Origin of the sequence: Treponema porcinum (assembly GCF_900167145.1) — a bacterium.
GTDB classification, from domain to species: Bacteria; Spirochaetota; Spirochaetia; order Treponematales; family Treponemataceae; genus Treponema_D; species Treponema_D porcinum.
In genome coordinates this window covers 89,935-111,331 of sequence record NZ_FUWG01000002.1, presented here as the reverse complement: position 1 = coordinate 111,331, position 21,397 = coordinate 89,935, and the positions used below count along the sequence as shown (strand labels likewise).

General features: G+C 45.1%; 14 protein-coding genes. 11 read left to right on the top strand and 3 right to left on the bottom strand.

Translation table 11 applies throughout. From position 1 onward, the window contains the following. Positions 1-79 precede the first annotated feature (79 nt). Positions 80-397, bottom strand: a complete 318-nt coding sequence (locus B5D55_RS00480) for an isoamylase early set domain-containing protein (RefSeq protein WP_078932018.1) — start codon at positions 395-397, stop codon at positions 80-82. A gap of 291 nt (positions 398-688) precedes the next feature. Between B5D55_RS00480 and metK the strand changes: the two genes are divergently transcribed. Genes metK through B5D55_RS00460 form a run of 4 tightly spaced genes read left to right on the top strand, consistent with a single transcriptional unit; the run spans position 689 to position 4,634 of the window. After that, positions 689-1,903 (top strand): methionine adenosyltransferase, encoded by a 1,215-nt coding sequence (gene metK, locus B5D55_RS00475; protein WP_078932017.1) that lies wholly within the window; start codon positions 689-691, stop codon positions 1,901-1,903. Positions 1,904-1,921: 18 nt separating this feature from the next. Then, positions 1,922-2,557 (top strand): endonuclease III, encoded by a 636-nt coding sequence (nth, locus tag B5D55_RS00470; protein ID WP_078932016.1) that lies wholly within the window; start codon positions 1,922-1,924, stop codon positions 2,555-2,557. 36 nt (positions 2,558-2,593) lie between these two features. Further along, complete coding sequence (locus B5D55_RS00465; protein ID WP_078932015.1) at positions 2,594-3,493, top strand: mechanosensitive ion channel family protein; 900 nt, start codon at positions 2,594-2,596, stop codon at positions 3,491-3,493. Continuing rightward, a complete protein-coding gene (locus tag B5D55_RS00460; RefSeq protein ID WP_234975347.1) occupies positions 3,462-4,634 on the top strand; it encodes an HD domain-containing protein in 1,173 nt (390 codons plus the stop codon). The genes B5D55_RS00465 and B5D55_RS00460 overlap by 32 nt, the downstream gene beginning before the upstream one ends. Here the strand turns inward: B5D55_RS00460 and nrdG are convergent, their stop codons facing one another. Further along, a complete protein-coding gene (nrdG, locus tag B5D55_RS00455; protein WP_078932014.1) occupies positions 4,635-5,132 on the bottom strand; it encodes an anaerobic ribonucleoside-triphosphate reductase activating protein in 498 nt (165 codons plus the stop codon). It lies immediately after the preceding gene. A gap of 39 nt (positions 5,133-5,171) precedes the next feature. Continuing rightward, positions 5,172-7,337 carry an anaerobic ribonucleoside-triphosphate reductase gene (gene nrdD / locus B5D55_RS00450; RefSeq protein ID WP_078932013.1) on the bottom strand — a complete coding sequence of 722 codons (2,166 nt, stop codon included), beginning with the start codon at positions 7,335-7,337 and terminating at the stop codon, positions 5,172-5,174. 208 nt (positions 7,338-7,545) lie between these two features. On the opposite strand from nrdD, the gene rbr reads away from it, so the two are divergent. The 7 genes from rbr (at position 7,546) to pulA (ending at position 21,358) form a co-directional block, all read left to right on the top strand. Continuing rightward, on the top strand, positions 7,546-8,082 hold the full coding sequence (rbr, locus tag B5D55_RS00445; protein ID WP_078932012.1) for a rubrerythrin: 537 nt from the start codon (positions 7,546-7,548) through the stop codon (positions 8,080-8,082). A 255-nt stretch (positions 8,083-8,337) separates the two neighbouring features. After that, positions 8,338-9,249, top strand: a complete 912-nt coding sequence (gene era, locus B5D55_RS00440; RefSeq protein WP_078932256.1) for a GTPase Era — start codon at positions 8,338-8,340, stop codon at positions 9,247-9,249. Between the two features lie 88 nt (positions 9,250-9,337). After that, complete coding sequence (glgX, locus tag B5D55_RS00435) at positions 9,338-11,458, top strand: glycogen debranching protein GlgX (protein ID WP_078932011.1); 2,121 nt, start codon at positions 9,338-9,340, stop codon at positions 11,456-11,458. A 73-nt stretch (positions 11,459-11,531) separates the two neighbouring features. Then, positions 11,532-14,030, top strand: a complete 2,499-nt coding sequence (locus tag B5D55_RS00430) for a glycogen/starch/alpha-glucan phosphorylase (RefSeq protein WP_078932010.1) — start codon at positions 11,532-11,534, stop codon at positions 14,028-14,030. Positions 14,031-14,090: 60 nt separating this feature from the next. Continuing rightward, a complete protein-coding gene (locus B5D55_RS00425; RefSeq protein ID WP_078932009.1) occupies positions 14,091-15,008 on the top strand; it encodes a DMT family transporter in 918 nt (305 codons plus the stop codon). Positions 15,009-15,098: 90 nt separating this feature from the next. Further along, entirely contained in the window at positions 15,099-16,805 is a 1,707-nt protein-coding gene (locus tag B5D55_RS00420; RefSeq protein ID WP_078932008.1) for a SulP family inorganic anion transporter, read from the top strand. Between the two features lie 95 nt (positions 16,806-16,900). Next, positions 16,901-21,358 (top strand): type I pullulanase, encoded by a 4,458-nt coding sequence (gene pulA / locus B5D55_RS00415; RefSeq protein WP_078932007.1) that lies wholly within the window; start codon positions 16,901-16,903, stop codon positions 21,356-21,358. Positions 21,359-21,397 lie beyond the last annotated feature (39 nt).

The following is a 21,397-nucleotide window of genomic DNA, read 5'->3' as shown; positions in this document are numbered from 1 at the left end:
AGGTTGTTTGCTGCAATAAAGCGAAGAGTAATAAGACGCGATGTTTTTTCTCGTCCCGGGAACGTTCAAAAAGCAGTAATTATTTTGCTTTTGTTACGACAACGGAATTGTCGGCATTTGAATACGGAGCAGGAATGTATTTGTCAGCTTTCCAGTCGTTTTCCCATTTATAACCGTCAAGAAGATAGCGGAACTGGTATTCTTTGTCTGCATCAAGTTCAAGTTTTACAGAGAAAGAACCGTCTTTTCCCTGTTTTAACGGAGTATCAGTGCTGCTCCAGCTGTTAAAATCACCGGCAATGTTGATTTTTTTTGCACCCTGTGCTGCTTCTGCAGAAACAGTGAATGTTACGGTGCATTTTTTTTTGTCTTTTGAAAATGTCTTTTTGAGTGCCATACACTCCTCCAGAACGTTTTAGAAATAATGCGTATAAAACTACGTATACTACGTAAAATAATATACTATAAAACCATTGATTAGTACAATACTTTCTAAAATTTGAGTAATTTTGTTGTAAAAAAATGTTTTACGATGTGTTCTTTCTGTTCCTGTGGTGCGGTTTTGTTGCAGTTTTTTGATAATTGATATATATTTGTTGCACATAAACCATTCCGCCGATTTATCCAAATTGCAGAGCGGTGTGCGATTTTTTAATTGCATAAATTCTTGCTAAACAGGGGGTCTGTTATGGGGCTTTTCTCTTCAAAATCAAAAAAACATTATTTATTTACTTCTGAATCCGTAGGCGAAGGTCATCCGGATAAGCTGTGCGACCAGATTTCAGACGCAGTTCTTGACGAATGCCTGCGTCTTGATGCCAATGCGCACGTTGCATGCGAAACGTTTGCAACAACCGATTTTGTTCTTGTTGGCGGTGAAGTAAAATTTACAAAAAATGCCGAGGAAAACGCAAAAAAACTTGCGTCTGAAGTTGAATCAATTGCGCGACGCGTTGCATGCGACATTGGCTATACTGATGAAAAATTCGGCCTTGACGGAAACAAGATGGAATTTATGAACAGAATTCACGCACAGTCTTCCGACATTGCACAGGGGGTTGAAGGAACTGGTCTTGAAGAATTCAAGGGACAGCAGGGCGCAGGTGATCAGGGAATGATGTTCGGTTTTGCGTGCAGCGAAACGCCGGAACTTATGCCGGCAACGCTTATCTATTCGCACAACATTCTGCGTCGTGCAACGGAACTTCGTAAAACAAGGACAATTCCGTGGCTCCGCCCGGATGCAAAGAGTCAGGTTACTATCGAATACGAAGGATTCAAGCCGGTTCGCATAGATACAGTTGTCGTTTCTCATCAGCATGACCCGGAAATTTCGCATGAAGAAATTGAAAGCACGATTATTGAAAAGATTATTAAGCCTGTTCTTGAGCCTACAGGTCTTTTGGACAGTAATACAAAATTCTTTATAAATCCTACCGGCAGTTTTGTAAAGGGCGGACCTGACGGAGATGCAGGACTTACCGGCCGTAAGATTATTGTTGATACTTACGGCGGAATGGGACGTCACGGAGGCGGTGCATTCAGCGGAAAAGATCCTAGCAAGGTTGACCGTTCTGCGGCGTATATGGCGCGCTACATTGCAAAAAATATTGTTGCGGCAGGACTTTCTGAGCGTGCGGAAGTGCAGCTTGCGTATGCAATCGGCGTACCGTTCCCGGTTTCTGTAATGGTAGAAACGTTTGGTACGGAAAAAGTTAAGGTTTCTAAGATTGAAGAGGCGGTTAAAAAAGTATTTGACTGTACTCCGGCAGGAATTGCACGCACGCTTAACCTGCGCCGCCCTATTTACCGCCCGACCGCCTCTTACGGTCATTTTGGAAGAAGCGAATTTCCGTGGGAGCAGACTGATAAGACAGCAGAACTGCTTGCTGCTGTAAAATAATCTTCCGGGCTAAAACTGATGGAACTGTTAAATCAGCAGGAAATTGAAACTGTTTTTGAACGTTTCAAAAGCCGTAATCCCGAACCGAAGTCTGAGCTGAACTGGACAAGTCCGTTCACCCTTTTGGTAGCGGTCGTTCTTTCTGCGCAGGCTACGGACAAAAGCGTGAACAACGCAACGAAGTCACTTTTTGCTGTTGCTGATACTCCTGAAAAAATGCTTGCGCTTGGCGAGGAAGGCTTGATTCCGTATATAAAGTCAATCGGACTTTACAGGAGCAAGGCTTCACACGTCATCGGGCTTAGCCGTGTCCTGCTTGAAAAATTCGGCGGCGAAGTTCCTGATTCCAGAGAAGAGCTTATGATTCTTCCCGGCGTAGGAAGAAAAACTGCGAACGTAGTTTTGAACGTCGTGTTCCATAAGCCGGTTATGCCGGTAGATACGCATCTTCTTAGAATAAGCCCTAAAATCGGACTTGCGGAAGGAACTACGCCGGAGCAGGTGGAATCTTCCCTTGTTGCGCGAATTCCTGAAAAATATATGGAGCATGCCCATCACTGGCTTATCCTGCACGGACGATACGTATGCACTGCAAGAAATCCGCGCTGCAAAGAGTGCTTTATAGGCGATATATGCAGGCATAATGAAATTTAGATTAAGACATAATGATTTTTATGAGAGGTGTAATTTATGGAAGAACAGGGGATTTCTGCGGCATTGCATACGGTTGAGGAAGCTGCTGTAAGCGCGGCAAATCAGACTGTAGGGAAAGTTACGTCAGGTTTTGTTTCGTTTTTCAGGGGACTTTTAACCTGGGAGAATATGTTTAAAGTAATCGGCGTAGTGCTTATCCTTCTTTTTATAACGGTTGTATTCCGTCTTTTAAAAAAGGCACTTTCAAAAGGTCTTGCTACACGCTTTGACACCCACCAGATGCTTCTTGTTCATAAGACGGTACATTATGTTTATTATATTACGGTTATTTTTTATATTCTGAGCGTTTTTGGTGTAAAACTCAGTGCAATCTGGGGAGCGGCTGGAATTGCCGGTGTTGCGCTTGGTTTTGCCGCACAGACTTCGGTAAGTAATCTTATAAGCGGACTGTTTGTATTAAGCGAACGGACTATGAAAATCGGTGATTTTATTTCTGTAGGCGGAGTAAGCGGTACTGTTGATTCGGTGGGACTTCTTTCCGTAAGAATACACAATACGGACAATCAGCTTATCCGTATTCCTAATTCAACGATTATAAATACGAATTTTCAGAATAATAATTTTTACGAAGAACGGCGTATGAATTTCAGCATTTCAATTGCTTATGATACGGATATGACGCTTGCTCTTGAAACGCTGCGTAAAGTTCCTGAGATGTGTCCGACTGTCTTAAAAACTCCGGCTTCTGCCGTGTGGTACGACGGATTTGGTGATAGCGGAATAAATATGACGCTTGCCGTATGGTTTAATCCGTCTGATTTAATTCAGACAAAGAACGACGTTTTTATTTCCATGAAAAAAGTTTTTGATGATGCAGGCATTGAAATTCCGTTCAGCAGGATTGATGTCAGTATTCTTTCTTCTGCGGCGCAATAACATTACATTTAATGGAGATTGCATCGTGATCAGGACGAATATATATGACAGTCTTGACTGGAACACAATGCTTAGGACTTATCCTGAAGGGCAGAATTTTGATGTGGCGGAATATCATAAAATTCTTTCGCCGGATTTTCCGTCTTTTTTGAAGGAATATTCGTCCGTTCCGTCGATGAAGCGGCTTAAGGGAGTAGGGCTTTTGTGCGGTACGGACTGGACTAGTCTTTATAAAAACCGTTTTTATTATTCCCGTTTTGACCATAGCATAGGTGTTGCGCTTATTGTGTGGCATTTTACCCGTGACAAAATCCAGACTCTTTCAGGACTGTTTCACGACATTGCAACGCCGATTTTCAGTCACGTTGCAGAATTCAGAAAAGGTGATGCACTTACGCAGACAGATTCGGAAACTGGAACGGAACGCGTCATTCGGAGCGATGATGCGCTGTGCGCGCTTTTGGAACGCGACGGAATTCCGGTAGAAAAAATCTGCGACTATCATTTATATCCTGTAGCAGACAACGAACGTCCGCAGCTTAGCGCAGACAGACTTGAGTATATGTTTCCGAGCGGTGCTGCCTTGCAGGGAAGCTGGACTTTAGGCGAAGTTCAGGCAGTTTATGAGGACATCCGCATTTTGAAAAACGAGTACGGAATTGACGAACTCGGCTTTTCTTCCCTGCCTGCCGCTGAAGAATACTGCCGAAAATTCTGCGAAACCGGGCATATTCTTCAACTGAACGAAAATAAACTTACTCTCCAGCTTCTTGCGGATGTAGTTTCGCTTGCGGTGAAATACGGCATTATTTCGGAAGATGAGTGTTTTTCTTTGAGCGAACGGCAGGCAATCGAACGGTTTGATGCGGCGGATGGCTTGGGTTGTGCAGACTTTATGTGTCTTTACCGGACGTTCCGCACGATGACGAAAATCAGGCATACGGATGCGCCGCTTAAAGGTCACTATTGCGTAAATCTTTTGGTGAAACAACGGTATATAAATCCGCTTGTTGCGGTGGATGGCGGTGAAAAGGGAAGGCGGCTTTCTGACGTTTCGGAAAAATCTGCGCGCCTTATAGAAGACTTTTTGAATTATAAAGACAGCGAATACGGCTGCGTTCCGCTTGTTACGGAGAAGTGACTATAAAAGAATTTTCTTTAGTTTCAAAATGCGCTGGTTTTCAGAGCCGCGGAATTTAAGGGAGATGTTTTTCTGTTCTTCAATGAACGGTCCGTCTACCAGAATGTCTATGTACTTCAGCATTTCGCCGGTTGCTTCGCAGTGCTTTCTTCCGTCTTCGGGGAGCAGGTCTTTTTCAAGAACGTAGCCTGTGTAGCACCATATTGTTTTGGAGGGATAAGTTTCCTTTACTTTGCGCAGAAAAGGGGCAAGAATGCGCTGGTTTTCCTCTTCAAAAGGTTCTCCGCCTAAAACAGTAAGTCCGCTTATGTAGGATGGGCGCAGAAACTCCAGAATCTGATTTTCCGTTTCCTGCGTGAATTCCGTACCGTATTTAAAATCCCACGTTTCCGGCTGAAAGCACCCTTTGCAGCAATTCCTGCAGCCTGAAACAAACAGCGAAACCCTTACACCGTCGCCGTCTGCAATGTCGGTTTTTTTTATGTTTCCGTAATACATACGATTTATCCTGCATTTCCTGCGTTTTTTTGCAGCGGTTTACAGATGAAGTACGCGTTCCTTGATTTCCTGCGTCCTTCCCTGATTCCAGTACTGCGTTCCGATGTAGCCGCACGTGCGGCGCGCAACATTCATTGTTGACTGGTCACGGTTCTTGCAGTTCGGACATTCCCAGATGAGTTTTCCGTCCTGGTCTGCCACAATCTGAATTTCTCCTGTATAGCCGCACTGCTGACAGCAGTCGCTTTTTGTGTTCAGTTCGGCATACATAATGTTTTCATAAATATGCTTGAGGACTGACATAACTGCCGGAATGTTCTGCTCCATATTCGGAACTTCAACGTAACTTACGGCTCCGCCCGGCGAAAGTTCCTGGAACTGCGATTCAAACGACAGTTTTTCAAAAGCGTCTACCTGTTCTGTAACGTGGATATGATAGCTGTTCGTGATGTAGTTTCTGTCCGTTACTCCCTTTATTATACCAAAGCGGCGTTTCAGGCATTTTGCAAATTTATACGTTGTGCTTTCAAGAGGCGTTCCGTACAAGGAAAAATGAATTGTCGTTTCTGCGCGCCATTTTGCGCACGCTTCGTTCATATGGCGCATAACTTCAAGTGCAAATGGTGTTGCAGTCGGGTCTGTGTGCGGTTTTCCTGTCATATAGCGTACACATTCACAAAGTCCTGCGTATCCCAGCGAGATTGTTGAATATCCGTTGAAAAGCAGTTTGTCGATTACTTCGCCTTTTTTAAGGCGTGCAAGTGCTCCGTTCTGCCACAAAATCGGTGCTACGTCGCTCGGTGTTCCCAAAAGGCGCTTGTGTCGGATAAGAAGCGCGCGGTGGCACAGTTCAAGGCGCTCGTCAAAAATCTTCCAAAATTTTTCTGTATCGCCGCCGGAAGAGCAGGCAACGTCAACAAGATTAATTGTGACGACTCCCTGATTGAAACGTCCGTAGAATTTCGGCTTGTTTGTTTCCGGATCGCGGTATACAGTCAGGAACGAACGGCATCCCATGCACGGATAGCAGTTTCCTTCCTTAAGTTCAAGCATTTTCTTTTCCGAAATGTAGTCTGGAACAAGACGTCGCGCGGTGCATTTTGCAGCAAGTTCCGTAAGGTAGTAAAAGCGTCCGCCTTCGGTGATGTTGTCCGGTTCAAGAACGTAGATGAGTTTAGGGAACGCAGGGGTTACCCAGAAGCCTTTTTCATTTTTTACGCCCTGATAGCGCTGTTTCAGGACTTCTTCTATGATCATGGCAAGGTCTGCTTTTTCCTGTTCGTTCTTTGCTTCGTTAAGATACATAAATACAGTTACGAACGGACTCTGACCGTTTGTGGTCATAAGCGTAACTACCTGATACTGGATTGTCTGAACGCCACGCGTAATTTCTTCTGAAAGGCGCTTGCTTACGATATAGTCAAACTGTTCCTGAGTGTAATTTATTCCTGTAAGGCGAGCCGTTTCTTCTGTTTCGCGCTTGATTTTCTGTCTGCTTACGTTTACAAACGGTGCAAGGTGTGAAAGCGAAATGCTTTGTCCTCCGTACTGTGAAGAAGCTACCTGTGCAATAATCTGTGTTGCAATGTTGCATGCCGTTGAAAAAGAGTGAGGCGTGTCGATTTTTGTTCCGCTTATGACAGTTCCGTTCTGAAGCATATCTTCAAGGTTTACAAGGTCGCAGTTGTGCATGTGCTGTGCAAAATAGTCTGCGTCGTGGAAATGAATGAGTCCGTCTTCGTGTGCCTGAACGATATCTTCATCAAGAAGAAAACGTTTTGTGATGTCTTTTGAAACTTCTCCTGCCATATAATCGCGCTGAACGCTTACAACAGTTGAATTTTTATTTGAATTTTCCTGTTTTACTTCCTCATTGCAGCATTCTAGAAGACTTAAAATCTGCTTGTCCGTGGAATTTGCCTTTCGCATAAGTTCATGGCGGTAACGGTAGGTGATGTACAGTTTTGCAATGGAGAATGCTCCCTGCTTCATTATTTCTTTTTCTACTAAATCCTGAATTGCCTCTACGTTCATTTCTGTTGCAGACTGGCTGCATACGTCTGCAATACGTCCGGCGATTGCCTGAATCTGCTCGCGTGAAAGCTGTTCGTTCAAAGGTACCTGATTGTTTGCCTTTGTAATTGCTGTTGCTATCTTGCTTATATCGAAAACGGCTTCTTCACCGTTGCGCTTAATAATCTTCATTTATAGAGGAACCTCCCGATTTCCATTTTGCATAAAAAATGACACTAGATATAGTGCCGTTTTCTTTTTTAGAATACTACTAATAGCGTTTTATGGTCAATAATCAATTGGTCAAATTTGTCATGATTTTCTAAAATAATCTTCTTGATTTTTTGCCAAAAAGTGATATTTTTATTGTATATCAACAATCAGCAGGAGATTAATTTTTATGGAATTGAAAGGTTCACAGACAGAGAAAAATTTGCAGACTGCGTTTGCAGGTGAATCACAGGCCCGCAATAAGTACACATATTTTGCAAGCAAGGCAAAGAAAGACGGATACGAGCAGATTGCAGCTATTTTTGAAGAAACTGCAAACAACGAAAAAGAGCACGCAAAAATGTGGTTCAAGCTTTTGAACGGCGGAATAGGAACTACGGAAGAAAACCTTAAGGCTGCAGCAGAAGGCGAAAACTACGAATGGACAGATATGTATGCCGGTTTTGCAAAAACAGCACGCGAAGAAGGATTTGATGCTATTGCAAAACTTTTTGAAGGCGTTGCTGCTATTGAAAAGCACCATGAAGAACGCTACCGCAAACTCCTTAAGAACATCGAAGACAAGGTAGTATTCAGTAAGGACGGAGATGCAATCTGGCAGTGCCGCAACTGCGGTCATATCGTAGTCGGAAAAGAAGCTCCTAAGGTCTGCCCTGTATGCGCTCATCCGCAGAGTTATTTTGAAATTAACAAAGAAAACTACTAGAGAAGTGCTGATTAACACTTGAAGCGATGACTCAGTACTTCCCGTCAAATTGCTATAAGTCATTGACTTACGGATAATTAACTGCATTAAGGGGGTAAACCCTTAGACATTCTGCCGTGCCTTCGTGCATGGCAATTTGACGAACCAAAAATACCGTACAGGAAACTGCTTTGTTTTCCGTGCGGTATTTTTTTTATGCGGGGAGTTTCGGATTTTTCGTGTTTTTCCGGTAAAAATCTGCTATACTGTTTTTCTATGAGTGAAAATCAAACGCAAGAAACGCAGAAAAATGCCCTTGTTGCTATTTTGGGCAGACCGTCTGCTGGAAAATCAACTTTTTTGAATACCGCCTGCCAGGAACCTGTAGCAATTGTTTCTCCTGTTCCGCAGACAACTCGCAATGCTATCCGTGGAATTGTAAATACATCGTTCGGACAGCTTGTTTTTGTAGATACGCCCGGCTATCACGAGTCGGAGAAAAAGCTGAACCTCCGGCTTAAGTCCGTTACGGAAGAAACGCTTGAAGGCGCGGACTGCATTCTTTACATAATAGATACGACGCGTCCGACAGGCGGAGAAGAGCAGATGAATGTTTCTCTTGCCGCGCGCTATTCAGACCGCCTTGTAGTTGCGCTGAACAAAATAGATTCAAGGGACTCGCAGCCTGCTCCTGCGCGCCAGTTCGTCAGGGAATTCCTGCCGGACGTTCCGGAGTCCCGGATTTTTGAGATTTCTGCGCAGAAAGACGAAGGAATAAACGACGTTCTTAAAGCGCTGTATGCCATTGCGCCGGAACAGCCGCCGCTTTATTCCGAAGATTTGTACACCGACCAGAATATTGAATTCCGCATTTCGGAGATTATCCGCGGCGAAGCGATAAACCGTCTTTCACAGGAACTTCCGCACTGCCTTTACGTTCAGATTGCCGATTTGGAACGGCGCGGCGACGGCGGCAGGCTTTGGGTGCGCGCGTTTATCTGCGTTGAGCGCGAAAGCCAGAAAGGCATTGTCATAGGAAAAGGTGCATCCATGATAAAGGAAATACGCATTGCGGCGCTCAGGAAAATCTGCGATGTCTTTCCATACAAGGTAGAACTTGACTTACAGGTAAAAGTTGACAAGAACTGGCGCCAGCACGATACGACTTTAACTCGTCTTATACCGTAAGAAAGCCGTTTTTTGTCTTGTTTGAAAACGGAGGCAATGACGCGCAGACCTATAGAAACTAAGTTTCTTTTGTGCTAGTATAACGCTTATGAACTCTTTACAGTTTCTGGAAGGAAGTCCGAGAAATCTCGGTGCTGTAACTTGTGGTGACGGCGTGAACTTTGCTGTGTTCAGCAAGAATGCAGAGCGTGTTGTTCTTGATTTGTTTGACACTCCGCAGGACAAGCAGCCTTCTTTTTCATTTGAATTCGACCCTGTAAAAAACAGAACGGGAAGCATTTGGCATGTTTTTGTAAAAGGTCTTTCAGCAGGAGCTTTGTATTTATACCGGGTAGACGGACCGTACAATCCGCCGCAGGGACATCGGTTTAACTTCAATAAATTTCTTTTTGATCCGTATGCAAAGTCTTTTACAAGCGGTTCTGTCTTCCGTTCGTACAACAAGCAGCGTGCGCTGGGACTTGCCGGCGTAGAAAACGGCAGGCTTTCTGACCTGTCTGATTTTCCAAAGTGCGTTGTTGTTGACGACAGTGATTTTGACTGGCAGGGCGACAAGCCTTTGAACTATCCGCTGTACAAGTCAGTCATCTATGAAACTCATTTGAAAGGATATACGGCTTCTCCTACGTCAGGAGTGCAAAAACCGGGAACATACAAAGGATTTATTGAAAAAATCCCTTATTTAAAAAATCTTGGCATTACGGCAGTTGAGTTTATGCCGATTTTTGAATTCGACGAAGACGAAAACAACAATATAAATCCAAAGACAGGCGAAAAACTTTCAAATTACTGGGGCTACAGTTCTGTGGGATTTTTTGCGCCAAAAACGACTTATTCTTCCGACCGTACGCCCGGCGGTCCTGTGCGCGAGTTCAAGGAACTTGTGCGCGAGATGCACAAGGCCGGTCTTGAGGTAATTCTTGACGTTGTTTACAACCATACTGCCGAAGGGAACGAGCAGGGATATACGTTCAGTTTCCGCGGCTTTGAAAATTCCGTTTACTATATTCTTCCGCCGGGGGAAAAGCAGTATTATATGAATTTTTCCGGATGCGGAAATACGATGAATGCAAATCACCCTGTAGTTACGCAGTTTATCATAGACAGCCTGCGTTACTGGGTTATGGAAATGCACGTTGACGGCTTCCGTTTTGACCTTGCTTCTGCGCTTTGCCGTGATTCTGCCGGTGCGCTTCAGATGCAGGCTTTCCTTGTAAATGCAATTGCAGAAGATCCGGTTCTTTCCAATACAAAACTTATTGCCGAGCCGTGGGATTGCGGCGGCGGTTATCTTGTTGGCGGTTTTCCGGGCGGAAGGTGGAGCGAATGGAACGACCGCTACCGGAACGACATACGCCGCTTTATACGCGGTGACGAAGGTGTCGTAACTGCGGCGGCAACGCGCATTGCCGGAAGTTCCGACCTGTACAACCACGACGGAAGGCTTACTACCGCGTCAATAAATTTTATCACCGCACACGACGGCTTTACGCTTAACGATTTAGTCAGCTTTAACGGAAAGCACAACGACGAAAACGGTGAAAACAACCGCGACGGAACTGATGATAATAACTGTTATAACCATGGTTTTGAAGGAATTACCGTTAATCCTAAGATAGAAAAGCTCCGCCTTAAGAAAATAAAGAATTATATCCTGTGCCTTATGCTTTCGCAGGGTGTTCCGATGATGCTTGCCGGCGATGAATTCCGCCGTACGCAGAACGGAAATAACAATGCATATTGTCAGGATAACGAAATTTCCTGGATAAACTGGAACCTTGCGGAAAAAAATGAGGAGCTTGTAGTTTTTACGCGGCGCATTATTCAGCTGCGTAAAAATCATCAGGTGTTCCACCGCGAAACGTTCTTTTCGACAAAAACGCCGGAAATCGAATGGTTTGACTTTACCGGAAAAAATCCTGACTGGTCAAATCCAAGCCGTTTCCTTGCGTTTATGCTGGACGGTTCTATGTGTATGAACGGCGACGGAAAGTACGACAATGATTTTTACGTTGCGGGAAACACCGACATTTATGACGTAACAATTACATTGCCTTCACCTCATAAGGGGAAAAAGTGGTATCTGGCGGCAGATACTTCAATCGAGGGTAATGATTGTATAGCAGAACCAGGAAAGGAGGAATGTCTTTCTGAACAGAAACGGTATATTCTTCCTGCCGGAAGTTTTGTTGTTTTAATGAGTAAATAAAACTCGTGTATGGTTGCAAAATATTCAAATATTTTGTACGGTCTATCTATTGTAATAACCTGGAGGTTACGAAATGAAGTTTGATGCCGATCGTTTTAAGGAAAATCTTTCTGCTCGCCTGAAAAGACAGTATGGAAAAGATATTTCCCAGGCCAGCAAACATGATTTATTTGACGCTGTATCTGCGTCCGTTCTTGAAATTATTATGGAGAACTGGATGGCAACACGTCATGAGTATGAAAAAAAGCCTGTTAAGCAGCTTTATTATTTATCAGCAGAATTCCTTATGGGACGTGCCTTGAGCAACAACCTTATCAATGCGGAAATTTCTTCGCAGGTTAAGGAAGTCCTTAAAGGAATGAACATTGATTATGATATGATTGAGGATCAGGAACCTGATGCAGGTCTTGGTAACGGAGGTCTTGGCCGTCTTGCAGCCTGTTTCCTTGATTCCCTTGCAACGCTTGACTATCCGGGACACGGTTACGGAATCCGCTACCGCTACGGTATGTTCGAGCAGAAGATTGAGAACGGCTATCAGGTTGAATATCCTGACAACTGGCTTGCTCACCGCGACCCGTGGGAAATCAAGCGCAGCGATCTTTCCGTAACGGTAAAATTCGGCGGAAACATTGCTTACGGAAAAACTCCTGACGGACGCGACCGCTACTACATCGAAAATGCGGAAGAAGTTACAGCTACTCCGTACGATATGCCTATCGTGGGATTCGGAACAGGCACGGTAAATACGCTTCGCCTGTGGCAGGCATCAAGCCCGAACGGTTTTGACTTGCAGCTGTTCAACAATATGGAATACAACCGTGCCGTTGAACGTCAGAACAGCGCGGAAAACATCAGCGCCGTACTTTACCCGAATGATTCAGGTCCGAGCGGAAAAGCACTCCGCCTTAAGCAGCAGTATTTCTTCTCTTCTGCATCTCTTCAGGATCTGGTACGCCATTATGTTGCTGATCACGGAACTGATTTCAGCAAGTTTGCTGACCTTCACGTAATCCAGCTTAATGATACTCATCCGGTTGTTGCTATTCCTGAACTTATGAGAATCCTTATGGATGAATACAACGTAGGCTGGGACGATGCCTGGAACGTAGTAACTCACACATTTGCTTATACAAACCACACGATTCTTGCAGAAGCACTTGAAAAATGGCCTATTGAGATTTTCCAGGGACTTCTTCCGCGCATCTATCAGATTGTTGAAGAAATCAACCGCCGCTTTATGATTCAGCTGCGAGAAAAATATCCTAACGATTATGCAAAACACGGTCGTATGTCCATCATTAATGACGGAAAAGTATATATGGCATGGCTTGCAATTCACGCAGGTTTCAGCGTAAACGGTGTTGCAGAACTTCACACTCGCCTTCTTAAGGAGCAGGAGCTTCACGATTGGTACGAGCTGTATCCGGAAAAATTCAACAACAAGACTAACGGTATTACACAGCGCCGCTGGCTTCTTTCTGCAAATGAAGAACTTTCTGAGTTCATCACAAAGAGAATCGGACATGGCTGGGAAAAAGACCTTACCAAACTTAAGGGACTTGAAAAATTCACCAGCGATAAAGATTTGAATGAACTTATTGCAATTAAGGAGCATAACAAGCGCCGCCTTGCAGACTATCTGAAACATGCACAGAATGAAATCATTGATGCAGACAGCATTTTTGACGTGCAGGTAAAACGCCTTCACGAATACAAACGCCAGCTTATGAACATTCTTCACATTATGTATGTATACAACAAAATGCTTGAAGACCCTAACTACAAGCCGGCTAAGAAGACATACATTTTCGGTGCAAAATCTGCTTCAGGCTACCGCCGTGCAAAGTCTATCATCAAGCTTATTAACACTGTTGCAGAAAGAATTAACAACGACCGACGCGTAAACGACAGGCTTCACGTTGTATTCGTAGAAAACTACCGTGTTTCTGTTGCAGAAAAAATCTTCCCGGCAGCAGATGTTTCCGAGCAGATTTCTACAGCAGGTCTTGAGGCTTCCGGAACTTCAAATATGAAGTTTATGGTAAACGGTGCGCTTACAATGGGAACTATGGACGGTGCTAACATTGAGATTGTTGAGGAAGCCGGAAAGGAGAACGCATTTATTTTCGGTCTTCTTACTGATGAAATCCTCAAGATTGAAAGGGATCATTCATACAATCCGCAGGAATATCTTGAGCGCAATCCAGGACTTGCAAAAGTTGTGGAGCAGCTTGTTGACGGTACTTATGACCCGACACATCAGCTTTTCAAAGAGTTGCACGATTCACTTGTGTACGGCGTAGAAGGAAACCGTGCGGACGTATATTACGTTCTTGCGGACTTTGATTCCTACTGCAAGGCTCAGGACGAAATGGAAAAACTGTATGCAGATAAAAAAGCATGGGCAAAAGCTTGTCTGATGAATATCGCAAATGCAGGAAAGTTCAGTTCTGACCGCACTATTGAAGATTATGTACGCGACATCTGGCATCTTAAAAAGTTGCCTCGTCCGGTAGAAGGTTCTGCTTTGACAGAGAAAAAATCTGCTAAAAAAACTGCTAAGAAATAATAAAAAGCAGCAGTAGATGGAAGCCGGTCTTTTTAAGGCCGGCTTTTTTTTGAGGTGTATATGATTCAGGTATTGTCCGGCTTGTGCTGCCTGATTGCGGCGGCTGTGTGGGGCTTTGCGTTTGTTGTCGTAAAAGACAGCCTTGCGTATATAAGTCCGCTTTATATGGTTGCGTTCCGCTTTTCGATTGCGGCAGTTGTAATGATGATTGTATTTTTCCAGAGGCTTAAGCGGATTAACAAGGCGTATCTTCTTAAGGCCGGCCTTGTGGGTGTATTTCTGTTTCTTGGGTATCTTACGCAGACTGTAGGGTGTAATTTTACTACGCCTGGAAAGAATGCATTTTTCACGACGGTATACGTTGTGATAATTCCGTTTTTGTGCTGGGCGGTTATGAAAAAGCGACCGAAATGGTTTGTGTTTGCCGCCGTTTTCATTCAGATTGCCGGAATTGGTTTTCTTTCGCTTGGTGAAGATATACGCGACGGAATACGCTTGAATGCCGGTGATGTACTTACTCTTGCGTGCGGTGTTTTTTTTGCGTTACAGATGTTCTGGCAGGGTGCTTTTTCAAAGACAGGCGAAGAAACTGATCCGTTTTTGTATGCGCTTATAGAATTTGCCGTAGCGGCATTGCTCGGCTGGCTGTGCGCGCCGTTCTACGATATGAAGACCAGCGCTTTCACCCTGCAAATACAGCCTTTCCCTGTGGAACTGATGCAGAACACAAGATGCATCGTTTCGGTTCTTTATCTGGGGCTTGGAAGTACGGCGCTTGCATTTGCAATGCAGAATATCGGTCTTAAATACCTTAATCCTTCCCTTGCAACTATTCTTCTTAGTTTTGAAAGCGTATTCGGTATGCTTTTCAGTATTCTTATTCCTGTAAACGGAGTTCGGGAATCTCTTTCTCCGTGGGGCGCAGTCGGCTGCGTACTGATTTTCATAGCCGTGCTTCTTGCGCAGAAAACGTCGTAGCAGTGTTACAAAACCTTTCTTTCGTGTTGAAAAATCTGCAAAAAAAGCGCATTATAGACAAAATTACATAAAATGTCAGGTTGGAATAAAATGAGCTATAAACCAGAATTGCTGAACACGCTGAAAGGCTATGACGGAAAAGCCTTTGCGCAGGATTTGATTGCAGGTATTATTGTCGGAATTGTGGCATTGCCGCTTTCCATTGCGTTTGCCATTGCTTCAGGATGCAGTCCGCAGACAGGTTTGTACACGGCGATTGTAGCCGGTTTTTGTATTGCGGCATTCGGCGGAACACGCGTTCAGATTGGCGGACCTACCGGCGCATTTACGGTACTTATTTACGGAATTGTGAACAACCCGGAACTTGGAATGTCCGGGCTTGCCACCGCAACGCTTATTGCCGGCATTTTCCTTATTTTGCTGGGCGTTTTTAAGATGGGTGGACTTGTAAAGTTCATTCCGTATACGATTGTCGTTGGATTTACTGCCGGCATTGCAGTAACGATTGCAACCGGGCAAATAGGTGATTTTTTCGGACTTACGGCTGATTTTTCAAGCCCGGTTTCTGTATGCGGACGGACGTTCGGGAAAATGCCAGGAGATTTTGCCGGAAAAATTTTAGTCTATGCGCATTTTTTCAATACGATAAACTGGTATTCATTTGCAATGGCGGCTGTCTGCCTTGTAATAATCTTTTTGTGGCCTAAAGTTACAAATAAAATTCCGGGTTCGCTGATTGTCATTATTCTTGCAACGGTAGCAAATCTTGTAATTGCAAATACCTGTGGCTGGCACACGGACATCATCAAGGACAGATACGTCATTCCGTCAGGACTTCCTAAGCCGTCACTCCCTGACTTAAGCATTTCTACCATCACAACTGTTTTTCCTACGGCAATTTCAATCGCGGTGCTTGCCGCAATCGAGTCCCTGCTTTCTGCTGTTGTTGCAGACGGTATGATTGGTACAAAACACGATTCCAACACCGAACTTATCGGTCAGGGAATTGCAAATATTTTCAGTCCGCTTTTCGGAGGGCTTCCGGCAACAGGAGCAATTGCCCGTACTGCGACTAACATAAAGAACGGAGGTCGTACGCCTGTTGCAGGAATGATTCACGCTGTCGTTCTTCTTGTAATTATGGTTTTCCTTGGAAAATACGTCGTCTATATTCCGATGGCGGCTCTTTCTGCCGTACTTATGAGCGTTGCCTGGAATATGGCGGGCATTCCGGCAATCAGAAAACTTTTGAAAGGGCAGAAATCCGACATCTGCGTGCTTGCCGTTACGTTCCTTATCACCGTATTCATTGATTTGACGGTAGCGATTGAAGTCGGACTTGGTTTTGCGGCGTTCTTCTTTATCAAGAAAATGATTGACGTAAGCGAAGTTCAGGCTAAGCGCGATACGCTTATCGGCGGTATTTCCGGCGACGGAACGGCGGAACAGCTTGAAATTCCGGAAGGCGCGCTTGTGTATGAAATTGAAGGTCCGCTGTTTTTCGGAACAGTCCGCAAGTTTGAGATGGCGTCTGAGCGCGCCGGTGCAGACTGCAAGTCGATGATTTTTTATATGCGCAATACAATTTATCTTGATGCAGGCGGAATTCAGGCGCTTGAACAGTGTAAGGCGGCGTGTGACAGAAAAGGAATAAAAATCATCCTTTCGGGAATTCATACGCAGCCGTATATGCTGCTTGAAAAAACCGGCATCGCTGAAAAACTGGGACGCGAAAATATTTTTGAAACAATCAATGAAGCGCTGGCACGCGCAAAAGAGATTGTGAAGGAAAAATAACGCCTGTCCTGGAGCGCGGAGGGAGTTTTTTTGCCCTTCAAGTGCGGCGCTGACCTATTGTTTTTTAGCCATTCATAAGATATTCTTTAACGGCTATGAATATTAGGATTTTACAGAATTCCGGACGCCGCTGTGCCTGGACAGACCGTAAGAACGGGTATTTTGAATTTTTATGCGCCGCTGACGTAAAAAACAGCGGCTATTACCGCGAAACAAAACGGTACTGCAAAGGTTTTGCCGCAGCCGGTCACGCGTGTAACGAAGCAAAATATATTGATGTATATCCTCAGGGATTTTCCGCCTGCTATGACAACGTAAAGCTGAATGTATCGCTTTTGGTCGATGAGCAGGCGTTTTTTATTTCAGGAACGAAAAATCCGGGAATTCTTGGAATTGTACCGTTTTATGAAAAAGAAAAGCAGGACAAGGCAGAAAATCTGGCGTTCCTGCAGGAAAACGATCCTGAAAATGAAGCGGCTTCTGCTTCCGCACCGGCTGTTTCTGAGAAAAAAACGCCGTCTGCCGTTATTCCGCCTGTCTTTGAATGGAAAATGGTGTCTTCCGGCGGAATAACAGTCCTTTCATCTAATACGGGAATCGCCGTTGCCGCTCCGTTCGATTTTTACTTTAAAATCAATGACGATATTCTTGAACTGTATGCGCTTGATGAGTCGCTTTTTCCTAAAAAAAATATGAAGGACGAATTCGTGCCGGACGAAAACGGCTGGTACGTTGTTTTTGAGGCGGACGAAAAAACTGCTTCCGAAAAAGCCCTGCGTCTTGTAAAAACCGGCGCAATTTATACGCACTGCAAGACAGTTCAGGCGTTCCTTGATAAATGTTCGTTCCGTTCCGGTGACGCAAAATTTGACGAATCAGTGCAGTGGGCGCGTTTCAGTGCCTGGATGCTTGCAACGATGGATCACGATTCTTCATACCGCGGAATATGGGCTGGTCTTCCCTGGTTCCGCGATAACTGGGGGCGCGATACGTTCATCTCCCTGTGCGGTACGCTTCTTGTTTCCGGCTGTTTTGATGAGGCGCGGGACGTTCTGCTTGGTTTTGCGGGATTTCAGGATCTGAACAAGGAAAGTCCGAGTTACGGACGCATTCCTAACCGCTACCGCAATGCTGATGACGTTATTTACAATACGGCGGACGGTACGCTGTGGTTTATCCGCGCACTTTGGGAGTACGTTCAGTATTCCGGTGATGTTGAAATTATAGAAAAATTAAAGGCGACGGTGGAAACCGCGCTTGATGCAGACATTCAGCGCACCGACAAGCGCGGCTTTTTAACGCACGGTGATGCAGATACCTGGATGGACGCGCGCATAAGGGGAAACGAACCTTGGTCTCCGCGCGGAAACCGTGCAAACGACATTCAGGCATTGTGGTTTACCGCGCTGAAACTTGGCGCGTATTTTATGGAAAAATGCGGGGATGAGCAGAAAGCCGCGCATTATAACTCACTTGCAGAAACTGTAAGGCAGTCGTTCAGGACGTATTTCTGGAGCGCGGATAATGATGCGCTTGCAGACCATCTGCTTGAAGGCGAGTACGGCGAATGGGCAAAAGATATGCGCGTCCGCCCGAACCAGCTTTTTGCAATTACAGTTCCGCAAATTCTTCCGGGCGCATATAACGAGGGAAAAAGTAACTTTATAGAAGAAACGGCTGCCGCTTCCGTGATGAAAAACGTAGAGCGTGAACTTGTAAGCCCGTTCGGACTGTTCAGCTTGAGTACGGAAGATCCGCTTTTCCACCCTGATCATGAAAATCCTGAATTCTATAATAAAGATGCCGCCTATCACAACGGTACAATCTGGGAATGGAATTCAGGCGCGTATATTTCTGCAAGCGCTTTGTACAGCAAAGGAACGCTTCCGCAGAAAGCAGGCGCAATTTTGCAGAATGAATCAAAAATGATTATGGATTTCGGATGTGCCGGTTCTTTAAGCGAGAACATTCACGCGCGCCCGGACAGTGACGGAAATCCGGTGCTGTCCGGTACGTTCAGTCAGGCGTGGAGCGTTGCCGAATTTGCGCGGAATATCTGTCAGGACGTTATCGGTTTTGTGCCGCGTCTTGCGGAAAACAAAATTTCTCTTCGTCCGTGCCTTCCTTCCGGCTGTAAGGAATTCGGCGCCGTTCTTCCGTTCGGACGTGGCTGGTCTTTGGAAATTAACGTTATTCGGAAAAACAGGCAGTATGATTGTACGGCGCTCTGGCATTTAAACGGAAATACTGATGCGCTTCCGGAACTTTTGATAAATGACGTTCCGCTTCGTCCTGAGGAAACGGCGCATATTTCCGTGCGTGCAGAAAAAGTTTCGTCTGTGGAAAAATTTGGATGCCCTGCAAAATGGGTGAAAGCACCGTTTGCTGCCCGTACGTTTGTAAAAGGGTGGACTGGCTCTGTCCATATGAAAGACTATCTTGAAAAATTGATTTTAAGCGGACGTATGAAAAGCAAAACGTGCGCCGGTGAAAATACTGCGGCTCTTGAATGGTATTTTGATTGCGATGAGTTTAAGAAAAATTATCTTACGGACGTTGAACTGGGCTCACTTTATTCCAGAAATAGTACTGTGTTCCGCCTGTGGGCACCTACAGCGCAGTCTGTGAGCGTTATTTTGTATCCTGACGGCAACGGTTCTTCTGCGGAAAAAATAATTGAAATGCACCGTATGAAGGACGAAAATGCCGGCGGTGTCTGGGAAGCCGTCGTTTCAGGCGATTTGCACGGCACATATTATGAATACGGTCTTTACGTTCACGGCGTTTACAATCACAGTGCCGATCCGTATGCCCGTTCGTGCGGCGTAAACGGCATTCGCTCTATGGTTATTGATATGAAGCGCACTAATCCTGACGGCTGGGAGAATGTGCGCCTTCCTTCGGTGGAAACACCGTGCGATGCTGTCGTATACGAAGCGCATATTGCAGATCTTACTTCATCTCCGTCATGGAACGGTTCTGAAGAAAAACGGCGGCTTTATACAGGAGCTGTTGAACCGGGAACATCATTTGACGGCGTTCCTACCGGTTTTGACCATATCAAAAAGCTTGGTGTAACGCACGTACAGCTCCTTCCTGTGTTTGACTTCAGCACGGTGGACGAAGCGAATATGCATAACGAAGAGTACAGAAAACGTCCTGTGTTCGGCACGTTCAACTGGGGATATGATCCGCAGAATTACGGAGTTCCGGAAGGTTCTTATTCTTCCGACCCGTTTAACGGCGAAGTGCGCATAAAAGAATTCAAGCAGATGATAAAATCTTTTGCAGACAGCGGAATAGGCATTGTAATGGACGTTGTGTTCAATCACGTGAACAACGGACTTCATCAGGCGCTGGGAGTCTGCGTTCCGGGCTATTTCTTCCGCGTGGAAGGATATTCCGGCGCAGGAGAAGACACCGCAAGCGAACGCGAGATGTTCCGCAAATATATGATTGATACGCTCAGTTTCTGGCTTTCTGAATACAAGCTTTGCGGATTCCGGTTTGATTTGATGGGTCTTCACGATGTAAAGACGATGAATGAAATTGATAAGGCACTTCATAAAATTAAAAAAGACGTTCTTATTTACGGCGAAGGCTGGGATATGTACCGCGCCGGAAAAATGGAAAGTGCCTGCCAGAAAAATGCTTCAAAAATGCCGGGAATAGGTCATTTTAATGATGCGGTGCGCTGTGCAATAAAAGGACCAGTTTTTGACGACAAAGAACCGGGATTCATTCATAACGGAAACCGCCGCGAAGCAGTGAAGTTCGGTATTGTCGGTGCAACGGCTCACCCGCAGGTAGACAACAAAAAAGTTGAAGGAACGGGAAATCCTGAACCGTGGGGAAAAACAACCTGGACGTCCGTAAACTACACGGAAATCCACGACAATATGACGTTGAACGACAAAATCCGTCTTGTAGAGGAAAACAAGCCTGAAGCGTATTACGAACAGCTTGTGAAAATGGCGCTTTCTTTAGTCATTCTTTCTGAGGGAATGCCTGCACTTCATGCCGGAATGGAATTTATGCGAACAAAAGAAATTCCGCAGGAACTTCTTGATTGCGGTGCGACGTTTTACGATGTTGCAAAAACTTCTGACGGAAAAAAATCGTATTTCCGGAATTCATATAATGTCTGCGACAAAGTAAACGGACTTGACTGGCAGCGCTGCGCCCTTAAGCAGGATGTTGTCTGCTATGTGCAGAAACTTATTGCCCTTCGCAAAAATCATCCTGTTTTCAGGATTGCAGACGGAAAAACGGTGGAAGAAAACCTTGTGTTCATCGACAACCGCAAGGAAGGGCTGCCGGAAGAAGTGCTTGGCTGGAAAATCAGCGGTGCGCACACCGGCGACAGCTGGAAAAACGCTGTAATTATTGCAAATCCGCTTAATATGGACGTAAAGTATAAGCTCCCGGAAGATGAGAAGTGGTCGCCTGTTACTGACGGAATTAAATTTTTCGGCGGTGAAGGCGGTACTGCGGAGGGCGGAACGGTCGTCTGCCTTAAGCCTAAGACTGTAAGCGTTTTTGCGGCAGAGTAAAGATTTACCTGTAATATGCCGATAAAATACTGTGAGGTT

Excerpts from the sequence above, each read along its gene's own strand:
- B5D55_RS00480 (WP_078932018.1), bottom strand. The coding sequence starts at position 397 with ATGGCACTCAAAAAGACATTTTCAAAAGACAAAAAAAAATGCACCGTA.
- metK (WP_078932017.1), top strand. The coding sequence starts at position 689 with ATGGGGCTTTTCTCTTCAAAATCAAAAAAACATTATTTATTTACTTCT.
- nth (WP_078932016.1), top strand. The coding sequence starts at position 1,922 with ATGGAACTGTTAAATCAGCAGGAAATTGAAACTGTTTTTGAACGTTTC.
- B5D55_RS00465 (WP_078932015.1), top strand. The coding sequence starts at position 2,594 with ATGGAAGAACAGGGGATTTCTGCGGCATTGCATACGGTTGAGGAAGCT.
- B5D55_RS00460 (WP_234975347.1), top strand. The coding sequence starts at position 3,462 with ATGTCAGTATTCTTTCTTCTGCGGCGCAATAACATTACATTTAATGGA.
- nrdG (WP_078932014.1), bottom strand. The coding sequence starts at position 5,132 with ATGTATTACGGAAACATAAAAAAAACCGACATTGCAGACGGCGACGGT.
- nrdD (WP_078932013.1), bottom strand. The coding sequence starts at position 7,337 with ATGAAGATTATTAAGCGCAACGGTGAAGAAGCCGTTTTCGATATAAGC.
- rbr (WP_078932012.1), top strand. The coding sequence starts at position 7,546 with ATGGAATTGAAAGGTTCACAGACAGAGAAAAATTTGCAGACTGCGTTT.
- era (WP_078932256.1), top strand. The coding sequence starts at position 8,338 with ATGAGTGAAAATCAAACGCAAGAAACGCAGAAAAATGCCCTTGTTGCT.
- glgX (WP_078932011.1), top strand. The coding sequence starts at position 9,338 with ATGAACTCTTTACAGTTTCTGGAAGGAAGTCCGAGAAATCTCGGTGCT.
- B5D55_RS00430 (WP_078932010.1), top strand. The coding sequence starts at position 11,532 with ATGAAGTTTGATGCCGATCGTTTTAAGGAAAATCTTTCTGCTCGCCTG.
- B5D55_RS00425 (WP_078932009.1), top strand. The coding sequence starts at position 14,091 with ATGATTCAGGTATTGTCCGGCTTGTGCTGCCTGATTGCGGCGGCTGTG.
- B5D55_RS00420 (WP_078932008.1), top strand. The coding sequence starts at position 15,099 with ATGAGCTATAAACCAGAATTGCTGAACACGCTGAAAGGCTATGACGGA.
- pulA (WP_078932007.1), top strand. The coding sequence starts at position 16,901 with ATGAATATTAGGATTTTACAGAATTCCGGACGCCGCTGTGCCTGGACA.